The sequence below is a fragment of the Paenibacillus oryziterrae genome (assembly GCF_042610485.1).
Classification (GTDB): domain Bacteria; phylum Bacillota; class Bacilli; order Paenibacillales; family Paenibacillaceae; genus Paenibacillus_AQ.
The window spans coordinates 1-16,265 of the sequence record NZ_JBGJZO010000022.1; the positions used below are offsets into that span (position 1 = coordinate 1).

16 protein-coding genes are annotated in these 16,265 nt (G+C 46.6%); 1 reads left to right on the forward strand and 15 read right to left on the reverse strand.

What is annotated here, in order from left to right:
- Positions 1-133: 133 nt before the first annotated feature.
- From ACAN55_RS18885 to ACAN55_RS18945, 13 genes are all read right to left on the reverse strand, one after another.
- Positions 134-973 (reverse strand): class I SAM-dependent methyltransferase, encoded by an 840-nt coding sequence (locus tag ACAN55_RS18885; RefSeq protein ID WP_379136341.1) that lies wholly within the window; start codon positions 971-973, stop codon positions 134-136.
- A 31-nt stretch (positions 974-1,004) separates the two neighbouring features.
- Positions 1,005-1,919 carry a DMT family transporter gene (locus ACAN55_RS18890; RefSeq protein WP_379136344.1) on the reverse strand — a complete coding sequence of 305 codons (915 nt, stop codon included), beginning with the start codon at positions 1,917-1,919 and terminating at the stop codon, positions 1,005-1,007.
- Between the two features lie 190 nt (positions 1,920-2,109).
- Positions 2,110-3,246, reverse strand: coding sequence for a zinc-dependent alcohol dehydrogenase (locus ACAN55_RS18895; RefSeq protein WP_379136346.1), 1,137 nt, complete (start codon positions 3,244-3,246; stop codon positions 2,110-2,112).
- Positions 3,247-3,345: 99 nt separating this feature from the next.
- A complete protein-coding gene (locus ACAN55_RS18900) occupies positions 3,346-4,155 on the reverse strand; it encodes a VanW family protein (RefSeq protein WP_379136572.1) in 810 nt (269 codons plus the stop codon).
- 20 nt (positions 4,156-4,175) lie between these two features.
- A complete protein-coding gene (locus tag ACAN55_RS18905) occupies positions 4,176-4,703 on the reverse strand; it encodes a cysteine hydrolase family protein (RefSeq protein WP_379136348.1) in 528 nt (175 codons plus the stop codon).
- A 141-nt stretch (positions 4,704-4,844) separates the two neighbouring features.
- Positions 4,845-6,299, reverse strand: a complete 1,455-nt coding sequence (locus ACAN55_RS18910; RefSeq protein ID WP_379136351.1) for a PTS transporter subunit EIIC — start codon at positions 6,297-6,299, stop codon at positions 4,845-4,847.
- Between the two features lie 44 nt (positions 6,300-6,343).
- Positions 6,344-6,853 (reverse strand): PTS sugar transporter subunit IIA, encoded by a 510-nt coding sequence (locus ACAN55_RS18915; protein WP_379136353.1) that lies wholly within the window; start codon positions 6,851-6,853, stop codon positions 6,344-6,346.
- A gap of 10 nt (positions 6,854-6,863) precedes the next feature.
- Positions 6,864-7,739: a PRD domain-containing protein gene (locus ACAN55_RS18920; RefSeq protein ID WP_379136356.1), complete on the reverse strand. Its 876-nt coding sequence runs from the start codon at positions 7,737-7,739 to the stop codon at positions 6,864-6,866.
- A 191-nt stretch (positions 7,740-7,930) separates the two neighbouring features.
- Positions 7,931-10,648 (reverse strand): CHASE3 domain-containing protein, encoded by a 2,718-nt coding sequence (locus ACAN55_RS18925; RefSeq protein ID WP_379136359.1) that lies wholly within the window; start codon positions 10,646-10,648, stop codon positions 7,931-7,933.
- Positions 10,649-10,715: 67 nt separating this feature from the next.
- On the reverse strand, positions 10,716-11,084 hold the full coding sequence (locus tag ACAN55_RS18930; protein ID WP_379136362.1) for a DivIVA domain-containing protein: 369 nt from the start codon (positions 11,082-11,084) through the stop codon (positions 10,716-10,718).
- A 176-nt stretch (positions 11,085-11,260) separates the two neighbouring features.
- The gene (locus ACAN55_RS18935; protein WP_379136365.1) at positions 11,261-11,623 is read right to left on the reverse strand and encodes a replication termination protein; all 363 of its coding nucleotides are present in this window, start codon (positions 11,621-11,623) and stop codon (positions 11,261-11,263) included.
- 308 nt (positions 11,624-11,931) lie between these two features.
- Positions 11,932-12,966 (reverse strand): threonine aldolase family protein, encoded by a 1,035-nt coding sequence (locus ACAN55_RS18940; protein WP_379136368.1) that lies wholly within the window; start codon positions 12,964-12,966, stop codon positions 11,932-11,934.
- On the reverse strand, positions 12,953-13,402 hold the full coding sequence (locus tag ACAN55_RS18945) for a MarR family winged helix-turn-helix transcriptional regulator (RefSeq protein ID WP_379136372.1): 450 nt from the start codon (positions 13,400-13,402) through the stop codon (positions 12,953-12,955). Before ACAN55_RS18945 ends, ACAN55_RS18940 begins: the two co-directional genes overlap by 14 nt.
- 166 nt (positions 13,403-13,568) lie before the next feature.
- Here ACAN55_RS18945 and ACAN55_RS18950 point away from each other — a divergent pair, with 166 nt between their 5' ends.
- Positions 13,569-14,120, forward strand: coding sequence for a dihydrofolate reductase family protein (locus ACAN55_RS18950; protein ID WP_379136375.1), 552 nt, complete (start codon positions 13,569-13,571; stop codon positions 14,118-14,120).
- Between the two features lie 189 nt (positions 14,121-14,309).
- On the opposite strand, the gene ACAN55_RS18955 is transcribed toward ACAN55_RS18950, so the two are convergent.
- Complete coding sequence (locus tag ACAN55_RS18955) at positions 14,310-14,954, reverse strand: general stress protein (protein ID WP_379136378.1); 645 nt, start codon at positions 14,952-14,954, stop codon at positions 14,310-14,312.
- 126 nt (positions 14,955-15,080) lie between these two features.
- Positions 15,081-16,265, reverse strand: a 1,185-nt coding sequence (locus tag ACAN55_RS18960) for an ATP-dependent helicase C-terminal domain-containing protein (protein WP_379136381.1), incomplete at its 5' end; no start/stop codon positions are given.

A 16,265-nucleotide genomic window follows, 5' to 3' on the forward strand; every position in this document is an offset into this window, starting at 1 on the left:
GCCTCAGTCCCATTGAATTCAGGACCAAGACCGCTTAGCTATCTTTTATTTTTTGTACTGTCTACTTGACGGGGTGCAGTTCACTTCTATGGCCCTCGGAACACCCTCTTTAGGTGAAACAATCATATGCTTATCAAAGCGTGGATTCCGCTACAAGTGTGAACGTCTTGGGAATCCCTTTGTCGTACGTATCCGAAGATAAATTCGGCTCCTCCACCAGCTTGCGGATGATCAGTCCGCTCTCAGCGGCAGCAGTAACGATCTCTCCAAGTGTCCAACGCCGCCAGTATACACTGCTCTGATGCGCACTACCTGGAGCAATACCACCGTCCGGCAAATATTTGGAATAGGATACCTTCTTCTCCTCGAGTGTTGTATCGAAATAATCCCCGGTTACTTTATGCTTCCGCACTTTCGCCGTGGAGCCCCGCGAGGAGATCAGCTTTGTTGTTACCGGATGAAAGTCACGGAGCACAAAGGTTCCACCAGGTGCCAGCAACCGTTTGGCGATATCCATGAATGGTCTAAGATCGGTGAAATAATGCACGATTCCTTGTTCTGCAAAAACAATATCATACGATCCGTCCAGCTTCTCTTCCGGAAGCTTAAGCACATCGGAGACGATATAATCCAGCTGCACACCTGCTTCCTGTGCCAAATCAGCGGCATATCTGCCATTAGCCTCCGAGAAGTCAGCAACGGTAACCTCTGCTCCAAGCAATGCAAGCGCAACAGCCTTCATACCGTTGGAACCCATCAGATTCATCATTTTCTTACCCGTTACATCACCAAAATAGTCATATAGCGGATACAGCTTGCCCGCCGGATCTTTGCGCAGCTTGGCAGCTGCTTCTGCCGGTGTTCCGAAGCGGCTTGTCCAGGCACTGTATGTATCCTCATTCCATAGTTCTTCGCTTGTTGGTGTCTCGCCCACATTCCCGGAGACTTCCGTTTCTTTGTAATTATCGTTCATCAAGCTACCCCTTCACACCATTAATATCTGTCTATGACGCATTCTCCAGTGCGAGAACGGCCTGATTACTCTTTTTGCGCCCTGCGTAGAGGTATGCACCTAGTCCGGCCATAACAAGCAAGCTACCAGCCCACTGTAAGGACGTCAACTGTTCGTTAAGCAATAGATAAGCTAGAATACTTGCTCCAACCGGCTCTCCCAAAATATTCATCGACACCGTTGTTGCCGAGACAAATTGCAGCAGCCAATTAAATAAGATATGTCCGAACACCGTCGGTACTACTGCCAAAAGTACAAAGATCCCCCATTCACGCGGCGGGTAGTCAAAGAATGGAATGCCCATCGTCACGTTGTACAAAGCAAACACTAGCGCTGCCGAGATAAAAACAACCAGACTGTAAAGATAGGACGGCATCCGTACAACAACCTTTTGACCAATCAGCAGATGGGCAGCCACAGCCGCGGTTCCTCCAATGGACAAAAGATCACCTTTAACATTATCTGCAGAAATACCAATATCACCCCAGCCGATAAAAATAACACCAGCTATCGCTATGCCCATGGCCAGTATTGAGGATAAGGCTGTCTTTTCCTTAAAAAGAAAGAACGCTCCCAGCATAATAAATACGGGCTCGAGTGCCATGATCATGGTCGAACTGGCTACCGAGGTATATTTAAGCGAACCCATCCACAGCAGGAAATGCAGAGCCAGCATCGTCCCGGAGGACATCAGCATCAGCCAGTCCTTTTTGGTCAACACAGCAATCGCTCCCGTATAGGGTCGTGCGAAGGGCAACATCAGTAATGAGGTGAAGAGCAGCCTGTACATTCCCTGCACAGATGCCGGAGCATCTGACCATTTAATAAAAATAGAGGAGAAAGAGATCGCCACGATTCCGATGACCATCAAGAGCGGAACGGGTACACGCGGTGTTTGTCTATTCATAGGTTAAATTCCTTTCCGGATCTGCAAAGCCGCTTTAAATAATGTAACCCAGAAACTGAAAAAATGCAGCCCCTTTTCATGAAAATCACCTAGCGTGAAACATTTAATTTCTTATATTTCGCAAAAAGCATGGTCCTGGCGATGATGCCCGGCTCCATGCTTTTTGTTAGCCTATCTTTTCTCTTACGCCTTACGGCTTGAGCACAACCTTGATGCACTCCTCTTCTTTTCCACCGAACACTTTATATCCATGCTCCGCCTTGCTAATCGGCAGACGGTGCGTGATGATATCCGTGGGATCGAACTTGTTCTCTTTAATCATCTTGTACAGCATAGGCATGTAATGAATAACTGGCGCCTGCCCCATCTTCAAGGTGATATTACGTTCGAACAAGTGGCCCAGCGGGAACATGTTATAGGTCAGGCCGTAGACCCCCACAAGTTGAATTGTTCCACACTTGCGAACAACATCTGCTGCTATGCGGAATGCGCCGAGGGAACCTCCCTGAAGCATCAAGGTAGTCTCCACCTTCTCCACAACCGTCTTTTTAGCGTCCAGACCGACGCAGTCTATCACAACATCGGCTCCGCCGCGTGTAATTTCCTTTAGATGCTTCTCTATATCCGCCGTCTCTTCAAAGTTATAGATTTCAACGTTATTGGTTAATTTCGCATGCTGCAGCCGATACGGTACGTGATCGACAGCGATCACCCGGGAGGCACCCTTCATCCAGGCAAATTTCTGGGTGAGCAGCCCGACCGGACCGCAGCCAAGCACGATGACCGTGTCTCCTTTCTTCACACCGGCATGTTCCACACCCCACCAGGCAGTAGGCACAATGTCAGAGAGAAATAGTACCTTCTCATCCTCCATCTCCGCATCCTCTGGCACGACAAAAGGACCGAAGTTTCCGTAAGGAACCCGCAGCAGCTCGGCCTGGCCCCCCGCGTATCCTCCATAGGTATTCGAATACCCCAGATATCCGCCTGTATCCTTGGCATCATTGGCATGATCGCATTGGCTCTCCATCTCATGCTGGCAATAGAAACACTGGCCGCAAGCTACATTAAAAGGAACAATGACACGGTCACCCTTCTTAACCCTAGTTACCTCCGGACCTACTTCTTCGACAATTCCCATCGGTTCATGACCGATAATGTAATCATCATTCATACCCGGTATTTCACCATAATAAATATGCAGGTCCGAACCGCAAATCGCCGTGGTTGTAATGCGAACGAGAATGTCGTCCTTCTTTTGCAATTTGGCGTCGGGGACTTCTTTTACTTCAACCTTATTTTTCCCTTGGTAAGTAACTGCCTTCACGATGATGCACTCCTTTGGTAATATAATGGAAGCATTGGGCTAATCGGCGTGTATTACTATGTTATAGCCCCAACCTGCCAATAATTATCCAAGGAAATCTTAAATCGTTCCGACTGCTTTAAGCAGCGGGGAATACATCATAAGCGCATGATTCACAGCTACTTCCTCATCTTCTGCCAACTCGCCGCTAAGAGTCACGGTTCTGCGTCTGATGCTGTTGCTGCGGACATATCCGCCCCAATGCTCTAATGTTATTTCATGAAATCCCTCATACACCTCATATATGTACAGCGGACTATTCTTGCTTCTCCAGGTTCCATGCAATTCGGAATCATCGAGCCATAGCTTCAGTTGATAAGTACTTTCCGTACGATTCTCCAGTTGCAGATCCAGATAGTTATATGAACAAGTAGCTCCGCTGCCAAAAGGCTGTGTCCGCTGCTCGTCGGGAAATACATCGTAGCTGTGCCGATGGCGCTCCGTCACGGTAAGTGGGGTGTGCAGTGTCATCCAGTATATAAGATTAGAGAGCTGACAGAGTCCGCCTCCTACCCCGGAATGAAATTGTCCATAATGAAGAACCATCCCTTCCAGATACCCTTTACGTTTTGACGGCTTGCCGACACTGCGCCAATAAGAGAAGGTCTGACCAGGTTGTATAATAAGTCCGTTCAGTTTCGCGACGGCAAGATGAAGATTTGTAATCTTGTTATATTGAAGCTGCATATCCACATCCCGCAGCCTGCGCAGCAAAGGAGTGGCGTGACTGATTACTTCGTAGGGCAAATCTGCCGCTGCACGGGTGCGGGCTATCTTACCAGGTTTCAAAATCCACACTGCGTATCTTTTCCAGATAAAATATTGCTTGCCCGCGATCTTTCTAAGTTTGGAGCGTTTTACCGGTTTCATCGCAGCTTTGGACTCAAAATTCACTGGAATGTAACCTCGCTCTCCGGAAGCAGCTTAACAAATCTGCCACCAAGAATATGATTCTGCAGTTTCACCATATCCCCGCCGCTCAGCATCTGGCTATCAAATGTGCTGTGGGCATCTTGTACGAGTATGTTGCTGTAGCCCAAACTGTAAGCTCTTCGGCAGGTGGTATCGACACAGAACTCACTTTGCATCCCGGCAATCACCAGATTCGTAATTCCGCGCTCCTGTAATTTATCGTTCAGCTCTGTCCGGTGGAACGCATCCCATGTTGGCTTCTCGACAATCAAATCCTCTTCATGCGGCGTAATACGGGCGCTGATCTGCCAGGTTGCTGTTCCTTTGGTATATTCCTCATCCTCTGTGTGCTGAATATACACGATCGGGATACCTGCAGCACGGGCTTTCTCCAATAGCGAAACTATCCGATCCATAACCCCCTGCTCATCAAACAACCGCATATCAGGATACGAGAACATACCTTCCTGTACATCGATGATCATTAGTGCAGTTTTGCTACTCATCTGCGTTCCTCCTGTACATATGAATTTCAATAATATATAGAAGAGTATACCAGTTCCCAAGAAGAGCTTCAGCATGAAAAAGCCCGATAGGCATCCTCCGGAGAGAACGGCATATCGGGCTGAAGTGAACTTTACTTACGATTACATCAATTTCTTAATGTCATCTTTGATTTGTTCAGACTGTGGTCCAAATACGATTTGAACTGCGCCTTGACCAAGTCTCATGACACCGGAAGCACCAAGTTGTTTGAGTGCAGCATCTTTAACTGCTTTCTCGTCGTTAACGATTAAGCGCAGACGAGTGATACAAGCGTCGATGTTACGGATGTTAGACGGTCCGCCGATGTTTTCCAGAATCTTAGCGGCTCTGGAGGAAGCAGACACGGTACCACCTTTCACAGATACTTCTGCGATTCCATCTTCAACATCATCTTCACGGCCTGGTGTTTTCAGGTTGAATTTCACGATAATGAAGCGGAACAATACATAGTACAGAAGGAAGAATCCGATACCAACCGGGATCAGTACCCATGCGTTGGTGGATAGCTTCATATTAACAAGGTAATCGATCAAGCCGGCCGAGAAACCAAAGCCCAGCTTCACATCAAGGATGTACATCAGGAAGCCTGCGAAACCAGTCAAGAGAGCATGAACTACATACAATACAGGAGCAACGAACATGAAGGAGAACTCCAGAGGCTCAGTGATACCTGTCAAGAACGAAGCAATTGCGGAACCGATAAAGATTGATGCTACCATTTTGCGTTTTTCCGGTTTAGCCGTATGAATAAAGGCAAGTGCAGCACCCGGCAAAGCGAACATCATAATTGGGAAGAAACCAGTCATGAACATCCCTGCGGATTTGTCTCCAGCGAAGAAACGGGAAAGGTCACCGTGAACCAGCTCTCCTGCAGCGTTTGTGAAATCGCCGATTTGAAACCAAGCAATTGTGTTAATAACGTGGTGAAGACCGATAGGTATCAAGAGACGGTTAGCAGTACCGAAGATAAATGCGCCTACAGCACCCAGACCAACAACCCAGTTACCAAAGTCGCTGATAACATCTTGGATCGGGCTCCAGATCATACCTACGAAAATTGCAAGAACCATCATAGATGCAGCGGTTACAATTGGAACGAAACGTTTGCCGGCAAAGAAGCCGAGCCAGTCAGGCATCTTAACATTATGGTATTTCTTATACAGGAATGCAGCCCAAGCCCCTGCGAAGATACCGCCAAGTACGCCCATGTTCAGAACAACGTCATCATTAATGAATGAGAATTGTGCTGGAACGATTTTGAGTACATTAATCAGTACTTGGTAGGAGATCAGTGCGGACAATGCTGCAACAGCATCTCCCGCAAAACCAATGGCTACCCCGATAGCGAAGATTAGCGCCAGGTTACCGAAAATCGCACCTGCACCGGCATTCAGGAAAGGAGCAACATACTGGTTCATAAATCCGCCAACTGCACTGCCTAGTGGAATGTCTTTCTCATAGTTGATGAGGCCAAACCCTTGTAGAATGGCCGCCGCCGGCATGGTAGCTACCGGAAGCATTAGTGACTTACCTAGTTTTTGCAGAAAAGCCAACATAATAAAATCATCCCTTCATCTCATAATAGTGAAGCTCTATAGTTTTATTGCATTGAAACCACTGTAAGAATAGATTCCTTGCCTGCACTAACCTGACCATAATGGCAATCCACATTAGGAGCGGATTCCTCAGTGCTGGTGACGATAACCGGAGTTATGGTCCGCAGACCCGCGTTACGAATAACTTCTAGATCGAATTCAATCAGTGTCTGCCCAGCTTTGACGATGTCTCCGTTAGCAATATGGCTGGTAAACCCGTTGCCCTTAAGGCTGACTGTATCGATTCCGATATGCAGCAGAAGCTGTAAACCGGATGGATGTTCCAGAATAACGGCATGGTTGGTTTTAACTACATGTGCTACCTGCCCGTCAAAGGGTGCAACAAGCTTCCCTTCTATAGGTTCTATGGCGATTCCCTTGCCCATATGCCCGCCTGCAAAAGTTTCGTCCGGCACTTCTGTCAACGGCACCGCTTGCCCGCTTACTGGAGCCGGGATCTCTATAGTATGTTCAGTACGCTGCTCTTCCTTCTTTGATTTCCATTTGGAAAACATAAGTTTCACCTCACTGCTGCAATTTGTTCTTCTCTAATGTCTGAAATAACCGGCGCAAATGCATGGCTAGGAAGCAAATTTCTTCTTCCGGAACCTCTGCGCCCAAAGTGTTTTGCATGACTTTTCCCAGTTTTAGGGCCAGCTTGTATTCATCCTTGTATTCCTTTTTGATATGCTTCACAAAAGGATTATCGACGAGTGATCCCTGAAGAATCCGTTCAATGGAGAATCTCAGGTGAACCATTAATCTGACATGATTCATACTTCCTTGCTCGAATGTGATATTGCGTTCTTCCCGGATGATATCCAGAAGTTCGTTAACAATATTGGAAGCCTTCACAAGTTGTCCTACGGGAACATTGCTAACCGCCGAATATACATGATATGTCAGAAATCCTACCTCATCTTCCGGGATTTGCACTTGAAATTCAGCGCTGATCATCCCTGCTGCCTTGGAAGCGATCTCAAATTCCTTCGGAAAAGTCAATTTGGTTTCTTGCAGGAAAGGATTGACAATGTCCATGCCGTTGCGCAGACGGTAAATGGTGAACTGGATATGGCTTGGGAGTGCCAAATAGATCTTGTCATTTAACTTGTCGGGAAACTGACGGGCGATATCTGAGATAATATCATCGGTAATACTCATTACCTTTGGATCAATATCTTCCAACAGGATTTGGTACTGACTCCATTCCTCCCGGTCTTCCAGCCGGAACAGCTTCTCAATCCTGTGATCATTTCCTTCGATAACACCGGAACCCTTTACCGCAAAACCAATCCCCTTGCCAATAATTACATATTCCTTGCCGCTCTTGCCACCTTGTACCATCACAACATTATTGCCGATGACACGCTGTACTTGAAACTGCTCGTTATCTCTCGCCAAGTTCTCCCTCCTTCCCATGCGTTGTCAGATTTTTTTCCATAAAAAAGAGCCAAGAAAGACTCACATGAATGAGATAATTCTTGGCTCATGCCCTCAACGGTAACACGCCACTTGCATATAAATGATCATTTATGAGTACATAATAAAACATGTTTCGGGTTTACGTCAATGGATTTTTTAAAAAGTCAAGTTTACGCAGAACTATTTTCCAGCCATTTACACATTCGGGTAATTACTTCTTTTAACTGGACTGGTTTGCCAAGAAAATCTGTTGCTCCGGCTGCCAGACACTTATCCCGTTCTTCCTTCATGGATTTGGCGGAAATTGCAATGATCGGAAGTCCCGTCATTTCCAGCTCCTCCCGGATGATAGATAATGTATCATAACCATCCAGATGCGGCATCATGATGTCCAGAAGTACAATGTCGATTGCGGGGTTCTCGCGTACATATTGCAGACATTCAAAACCGTTCTGAGCCGTTAATATATTCATGTCATAGAGCTCAAGCCCACTCTTCAATGCAAAGAGATTCCGGTTGTCATCATCAACAATAAGAACTGTCTTTCCATGAAGTACCTTGTAGTTTTGCTCATTAATATCACCTGAATTGTCATTTTTATTCATAGATCCCAATTCACTCGCAGCAGCAGCTTCAAGCGCTGATTCAGATGGACTGTTCTCATTCTCAGTTTCAAAACCCTCATCCCGGCATGGAAGCAACAGTGTGAACGTGCTGCCTACCCCTTCCTGGCTTTCAACGGTGATGTGCCCTCCGAGCAGCTGAGCAAGCTGAAGCGAGATGGTTAAACCAAGACCGGTTCCTCCAAATTTACGCACAGTGGAACCATCCGCCTGTTGAAAAGCCTCAAAGATCATTTCACTCTTGTCCTCAGGAATTCCTATACCACTGTCCTTCACTATAAAAGCCAGAACTGGAGTTTCCGAGGCATATTGCGATGACCGGAAAAATTCCAGCTTCGTTATTTCGATCTTCACTCCACCGGTCTCCGTAAATTTAAAGGCGTTAGAAATCAGATTTCTGAGAATCTGATGCAGCCTAAGCTCATCCGTATAGAATAAATCAGGCACTTCAGAAGTAACAAAAACTGAAAAGCTCAAATTTTTATTGGCAGCAGTGGTTTCGAAATATCCGTACAGTAAAGAAGGCAGTTCCGTCAGATTCACCGCATCCGCTTCTACCAGCATTTTGCCTGCTTCTACCTTGGACAGATCCAGAATATTATTAATCAGTACCAGCAGTTCACTCCCCGCTGAGTGGATAATTCCCGCATATTCCAGTTCTTCTCCTTGCAATACTTCATTGCTTTTCTCTGCTAATAGTTGGGAAAGGATCAGCATACTATTCAATGGAGTACGAAGCTCATGGGACATATTAGCGAGAAACTCGGATTTGTAGCGTGAACTTTCCTCCAACTGATCATTGTATTTCACCAGCTCGATCGCTGCTTGTTCGGCCATATTTTTCTGGGACACCAGTTCAGTATTCAGCACCATTAATTCTTTAGTATGATTCTGCAATTCTTCAGACTGCACTTGCAATTCCTCAGACTGTGATTGCAGTTCTTCGTTCATAGCCTGTGATTCTGCGTATAGATCTTGAATTTCTTTACGGGTAAGAACAGAATTCAGACTAACCCCCATCATCTTGAGCACTTGATTCAATAATTCAAGATGATGTGAATCCCATCTCATCAAGGATGCCGCTTCAATCACCGCAATGGTTCTGTTCTCAAAGAGAACAGGGGCAATGACCGCATAACGTGGTGCAGTCTTTCCAAGCGCGGATTGGATACGGATGTAATCATCAGGCAGATTGTCAATCATCAGTATCTTTTGATCTATAGCACACTGCCCTACCAACCCTTCACCAAAGTGGATGGTTTGGATCGGTTTCAAGCTTTCCATATTTCCTGCTCCGGCATAAGTATAGACACGTTCAAGCTGATCGAATTTATTGATAATATATATGGTGCCATACTGCATTTCCAGGACTGCTGACAATCTATTGATAAAAATCCTGCTAAGGGAGTGAAGGTCATGAGACTCCTGTAACGCAATAGACATTTGACCAAGCTGTTCACTACTCCATTGCTCCCGCTCAACTACATCCAGGAGACGGTTCGCAGCCTGACCTAGATCATAGATTTCATCTCGGGTACTGACCTCTATCCGCTCACTCATATTCCTTTTCTCAACAATATTATGTATAGCCTTGATTACATCATTCAACGTGCTTACTATACTCCGTGAGATGATAATAGCTGCAATTGCTGATATGAAAGCTACAACACTCCACAGAACATACATAGTGATCAGAAGCGTTTGATTATTATCCTCCATATCATGAATCCGCTTATTGGTCAGAAGCCTCTCACTGCTCCGGAAGAGTTCCGCTTGCTCACGAACTAAATCGATTATCGGCTTGCCCGGATCATTCCGAAAGAAATGCTCAACCGATGTCTCGTTGCCGTTCCGTTTCAGATCCACAACGTATTGTCCGGCTTCATTAATCCATAATTCAATATTCTTTTGAAGCCCCCGCAGATTAACCACTTGTGACGGGTTATCCATAATGATGCTGCTTAATTTAGCATAATTAATCCGCCATTCTACAAGGCCGTTGTTATAGGGAGCGAGATAATCCGCATCGCCAGTAAGGGCATACCCTCTTTGTCCGGTCTCCATATCCAATACGTTTTTTTCAATTTTGTATGTAAGTTCGTGAACCTGCATGTCATGTTCACTAATAAATACGGTTTCCTTCTCTAAGCCCCTGATTCTTGCCGAGACAATCAATAAGAATAAACCTAGCAGGATCAGGATCATGAAATATCCCAGCCCTATTTTACCGCGAATTTTCAAACTCCATCGATTAGTGTCGAACAATAAGGTAACCTCCCGCGATGTTTTATGAAACACCGGATATTAGGTCAGGCAGGTTCACGAAGGTCTATTAAAATTTCTCCGTAAAATAGAGTTTCTCTTTAAGCTGCTTCACATTCATCTCCAGCGTTAGGATCGACTCTTCAATAACCTTGGGGTCGATACCACTGACTGTCGGTCCCCCTTTGGCTTCTGCTTTATATTCGCGCAGTTCCAGCTGCTGCTCCTGCCATTTATCCATCAGATCAGCGATGGTTGCGTAGAAACGTTCATAATCCTTAATCACGCTATCCAAAAAAGAATCCACTTCTTCTGTATCATATCCACGAAGTTTCATACTGAATTCTTTCTCATGGATCGTGAGAGCATCCAATCCTATACCCAGCTGATGAAAGAGTTTCTTCTGCTTGTCCAATCGTCGTTTCATATGTTCGTCCATCTTTAATACCTCCAAATGTATACTGAATCCTGTAGTTCTACCCATTATAACAGGACGTTGATCGCCTGCAAATATCACTATTGGGCTAAAAAGTGTCCTATTATCGTGCTGTCAAGAACTAAAAAAACCGAAATGTCCTACTAAAGGATATCCCGGGTTTATCAGCGTATATAGGTTTAGCTAAAATTATCAGACACCGCTTTGTTCAGAATTCCAAGGCATCGGTCAAGGTCTGTCTTCACTTGTTTTTTGTACAATTTGGCTTTCTCTGCACCATCCGCCGTGAAGTGGTACAAGACGATCTCCTGGAAATCCACCTTTGGGTCATTGCCTTTCAATTGCTTAGTCCGGTACAGCACTCCCTGTTGAACCAATTCATGTAGTGCCCGGTAAATCTCGCTTTGCGGCGGAGCATAACCATGACTTTTGAAATCCCGCCGCAAGTCCTCCAGCATCTGATAACCGTAGCCTTGATGTTTCTCCACCATGGTAATCAAATACACTTTGATAAAAGCCCGTTGGGCAATCATAAATGCCATGAGGCACCTCCTTGGTTATTTCTTCCTTGATATCGTATGCAAGTCTAGTAAATCACTATTTACCATGTTTCACAATATGAATTTTCAAGAGATTTGTATCCCTTTTTTCCGATTTTATGGTGTAAGTACGTGGTTAGGTTGGTTAGCTCTGAAGGGACAAAGGCGGGAAGGATTTATTAGGGGTTTCTATTATGAATTTTTCATATGATGAAATAATAACATTAGCAGTTATTTCGAATGCAATAAAAAAACCGCCTCTCCGTTACTTCCGGAAAAGCAGTTTTGTTGTTGCTCACTGGGTTTTTGCCTTATAATTCCATGATATCCTTAATAAGCATATCAACATTTTCCTTTTTCGTGGCCCAGCTGGTACAGAATCTTACTGCACTATGCGCCGAATCAACTTTTTCCCAGAAAGAATAGGAATATTTGGTACTTAATTTGAGTAAGACATCTTCCGGCAAAATCGGAAACTGTTGATTGGTTGTGGAGTCATATTGTAAGGCGAAGCCTTTATTCACAAAAGCTTCTCGAATCATCATCGCCAATTCTACGGCATGACTGGAAATTTCATAGTATAAGCCATCTTCAAACAAGGTTTCAAACTGGATTCCTAGCAATCTCCCCTTAGCCAGTAATCCTCCCTTTTGCTTGATCATATACCGGAAATCCTTTTTCAGCTCATCTTTTGTGATGACTACCGCCTCACCAAACAATGCTCCTACCTTCGTTCCCCCGATATAGAACACATCGCACAGCCCGGCGATATCTGCTAAAGTTACATCGTTGTCTTTAGAAGCGAGTCCATACCCTAATCTGGCGCCATCCATAAACAAAGGAATGTCATATTCCCGGCAAACCCTGCTTAATTCTTCAAGTTCTCTTCTAGTGTATGTAGTTCCGTTCTCGGAAGGATGAGAAATATAAACCAATCCCGGCTGTACCATATGCTCATGAGCGGAATCATTCCAGTGGGCATTTACTAGCTCTTTTACCTGTTGCGCCTGGATTTTCCCATCATCGCTCGGTAACGTAAGCACTTTGTGACCGGTAGCTTCAATAGCTCCCGATTCATGGACTGCGATATGCCCTGTAGTCGCTGCAACCACGCCTTGATGCGGGCGTAATATGGAAGCAATGATTGTAGTATTGGTCTGTGTTCCGCCAACTAAAAAGTGTACATCCGCATGCTCAGCAGCACAAGCTCTTTTGATATATGCCTTGGCCTTTTCTGAGTGTTCGTCTACACCATAACCGGGTGTCTGTTCTTCATTGGTCTCCAGCAGCCGTTCCAAAATTCGTCTATGAGCACCTTCTGTATAATCATTCTCAAATCGTATCATCGTGTATACTCCCCAATTTCTTCTGAATTAACAACATAGAAGCATGTATTTCATTGATTTCCTCAAGTGATAGATTCTGCAGCAATCTCTTGATTTGCTCATCAGATTTTTCATTCAACCGATTAAACAATGCGGTCCCTTTCGATGTCAATTGAATCAGAATCGTTCTGTTGTCCAATGTTGAATTTTCCTTGCTGAGCACACCTTCTTTCGTAAGCTTGGCAAGGATTCTACTCATGTAGCTGCGGTCAATATCCAATTTCTCAACCAGATGGGTTGCGATGCACCGTTCCATGAAACCAACCTCTAGTATTACCCGTGCCTCTGTGAAAGAATATCCGGAATTCAGCACGTGCCTATCCAATAATCCAAGGATATTCGTATAAAACCGATTAAACTGCCGTATATCGGCTATGATCTCATCATTTAGCTTCATTGCAGCCCTCCTTATTTATGGACTAAGTCAACAAATAATGTAGTGCATTTAGTGGACGTTGTCAACTTTCACCGCCGTAGTATCATGCTATCGGGCAGATTGTTTATTATAGCCTTCTCCGCTAAACTAAAGCTGTATTCGGTCGCGAACATAAAGGAGGCTGCCTATGGGACGTGTAATTATGATGATGAACTTGACACTGGACGGTTGCTGTGACCACAAACAGATGATTGCGGATGAAGAGCTACATCGGTATACGGAGGAACTGATCGACCAAGCCGATGGTCTGCTCTTCGGGCGTGAAATCTACCAGCTTATGGAGACATTCTGGCCGGCCATCGCCAGCAGCGGCGAAGGTCCCTCATACATGGTCGACTTCGCATCCAAGCTCAATCGGAAACCCAAGTACGTTGTCTCGCGGACACTGGATCACGTGTCGTGGCAGAACTCTTTCTTGTTGAAGGGGCCTGTATCCGAAGAGGTGACGAAGCTTACGGCCGAAGGGAAGAACCTCCTTGTTAACGGTGGACCCGGTCTCGGTTCCACTCTGGCACAACTAGACTTGGTGGACGAGTTTCACTTTCTGGTAAACCCTATCGTTGCCGGACGTGGCCCTCATCTATTGGGGGGAGTTCAGGAGATATTGAAACTGAAGCTGACCGAGACCAAACCCTTCGGCTCTGGCGTCGTGCTGCTCAGCTACAAGCCTGTACGTTAAGCCTGGCCGGATCACCAAGTCTTGCGCGGCATATATGGCTAAAAGGGAGCTTATTCTTAAGATATTTATTCAAAAAAGAACGTAGCCCGAGCTTTGCTCGGGCTACGTCCTTCATACCATACTAAAAGATAATAAATTAAAGCTTCTAATTACATGGAGTGTTGGAGCTTAAGTTTATAGGCTTGAAGCTTAAAATTTATCGCGGTTGTACAGATCCGGGTCAGTATCGGCATTCATTGCGCCTCTATTCCCCATCGAGTTGCCGACTCTGGTGTCATCGACGATTAAATCCGGATTAGTCGACCCTCTGTCCATTAGCATTTCACTACGCTGATCACTGGTGTACCGGTTCGAATTCAGCGAACGGTTGTCACGAAAAATATTATATATATCGTCATGTCTACCATGATCATCAACGAGTACTAGAACCTTGCCCTGATCGACATAACTTTCATATTCATGTGCTTCATCTTCAGGAATGCCAAGTCCGACCAGACCGCCTACCAAACCGCCGGCGCCTGCACCAACCGCCGCACCCGTCAAGGTAGCCGCAATCGGACCTGCTGCCAGAATAGGACCAATCCCCGGAATTGCCAGTGCACCTATTCCTGCCAAGAGTCCGGCAATCCCACCGACAACACCACCCGTTGCTGCACCAGTTGCTACGCCTTCGGGAGCCATCGTACCCGTCTCATCAGAAATGCTTCTCATTTCATCCCGGTCACGTGTTACTACAGAGATATCTTCATTGCGAATCCCATGTCTTTGCAGTCCTTCAATTGCTCTGGTTGCTTCTTGCTCCGTATCGAAGATTCCTGCGATTTTTTTAGTCACTTGAAGCCCTCCTTAGTAATTGTCGTTCGCTACATTATTACCCTTTGAGCGAAAGACAAAACACAAAAGAAGAGATATCAAATTTTCATAGCAGGCTCCAGAGTGTGGAATCCGCACGATGGACTGTCACTTATTCGAAGGGCGCACCCGGTTTGTGGGAACTGCTTGCATGGGATCATCCGGCCAATAATGCTTCGGATATCTGCCTTTCAGATCTTTTTTGACCTCGAAATAGGTACTGCGCCAGAAGCTGGCCAGATCCGAGGTCACCTGAATCGGCCTTCTTGCCGGAGACAGCAGGTGAAGCAGCGCTGGTATCCGTCCTCCCCCAAGACGCGGTGTATCGCTAAGCCCGAACATTTCCTGTAGCCGTACAGCCAGAACAGGTGCCGAAGGATTCTCATAATCGACCGGAATTCGTGAACCGCTGGGCACTGTAATATGCGTCGGGGCTTCCTGGTCCAGCGTCTGGCGCTGGCTCCAATTCAGCATTCCTACCAGGGCACGGGTTAAGGGTATCCGCGACAGATCTCGTAAGCTGCGCATACCCTGCAGATAGGGTCCAAGCCAGTCAGAAAGTGAAGTCGTCAGCGCCTCCGTGGATACGTCCGGCCAGTCCTGACGCAGCGAATGCATGAAGATCATCCTCTGGCGCAGCTGTGTATTCCCCTTCTCCCAGGGAAGCACTTCAAGCCCTTCTGAGGCAATGACTCCCAGCAGCACCTCCGCCGCCTCTTCATCCGTAGGACGGTTGTGGCTCGTTTCTTTCAACACCAGACTACCGAGCATTGTACGTGTTCGTGCCTTCACGCTGCTGCTGCCCGCGTCCCAATACACGCCGGATTCTTCGGTTATGCTGCCGGAATGATACTTCAGCAACAACTCTTCTGTCACTTCCGCGGCCAGCATAATTCTACTCTGGGTTCCTTGGTCATCAACGGATGCGGCAACAATATATGGCGAACGTTCCATAAGCTGACCCGGCGCCAATGCCGCACCGCGCCCTCCGGAGAGCAAAAAGGCACCTTCGCCGCGTCTTTGACCGATACGGTCAGGGTAGGCGAAAGAGAGCAGCAATCCGCAGAGGGAGGTATCCACGGGGTCCTCCATCTGCGGATGATGCGCCCGCCCGGGTGCACCGCTCCGGGCGGGGGTTCCCCCTGGCGCTGCCAGCAGCTGCGCCAGGGTACTGCGGCTCTCGCGCTGGATTGCGCGCAGGGCCGCCGGGTCCGCTCCGCCATCATCGGCGGAGCGTTCGTACCGCAGCAGCGCCTCCACGCGCAGCGTGAGGTCGCAGCCCTGGGCGGCGGG

Coding starts and splice junctions, on each gene's coding strand:
- ACAN55_RS18885 (WP_379136341.1), bottom strand. CDS start 973: ATGAACGATAATTACAAAGAAACGGAAGTCTCCGGGAATGTGGGCGAG.
- ACAN55_RS18890 (WP_379136344.1), bottom strand. CDS start 1,919: ATGAATAGACAAACACCGCGTGTACCCGTTCCGCTCTTGATGGTCATC.
- ACAN55_RS18900 (WP_379136572.1), bottom strand. CDS start 4,155: ATGAAACCGGTAAAACGCTCCAAACTTAGAAAGATCGCGGGCAAGCAA.
- ACAN55_RS18905 (WP_379136348.1), bottom strand. CDS start 4,703: ATGAGTAGCAAAACTGCACTAATGATCATCGATGTACAGGAAGGTATG.
- ACAN55_RS18910 (WP_379136351.1), bottom strand. CDS start 6,299: ATGTTGGCTTTTCTGCAAAAACTAGGTAAGTCACTAATGCTTCCGGTA.
- ACAN55_RS18915 (WP_379136353.1), bottom strand. CDS start 6,853: ATGTTTTCCAAATGGAAATCAAAGAAGGAAGAGCAGCGTACTGAACAT.
- ACAN55_RS18930 (WP_379136362.1), bottom strand. CDS start 11,084: ATGGACGAACATATGAAACGACGATTGGACAAGCAGAAGAAACTCTTT.
- ACAN55_RS18935 (WP_379136365.1), bottom strand. CDS start 11,623: ATGGCATTTATGATTGCCCAACGGGCTTTTATCAAAGTGTATTTGATT.
- ACAN55_RS18940 (WP_379136368.1), bottom strand. CDS start 12,966: ATGATACGATTTGAGAATGATTATACAGAAGGTGCTCATAGACGAATT.
- ACAN55_RS18945 (WP_379136372.1), bottom strand. CDS start 13,402: ATGAAGCTAAATGATGAGATCATAGCCGATATACGGCAGTTTAATCGG.
- ACAN55_RS18950 (WP_379136375.1), top strand. CDS start 13,569: ATGGGACGTGTAATTATGATGATGAACTTGACACTGGACGGTTGCTGT.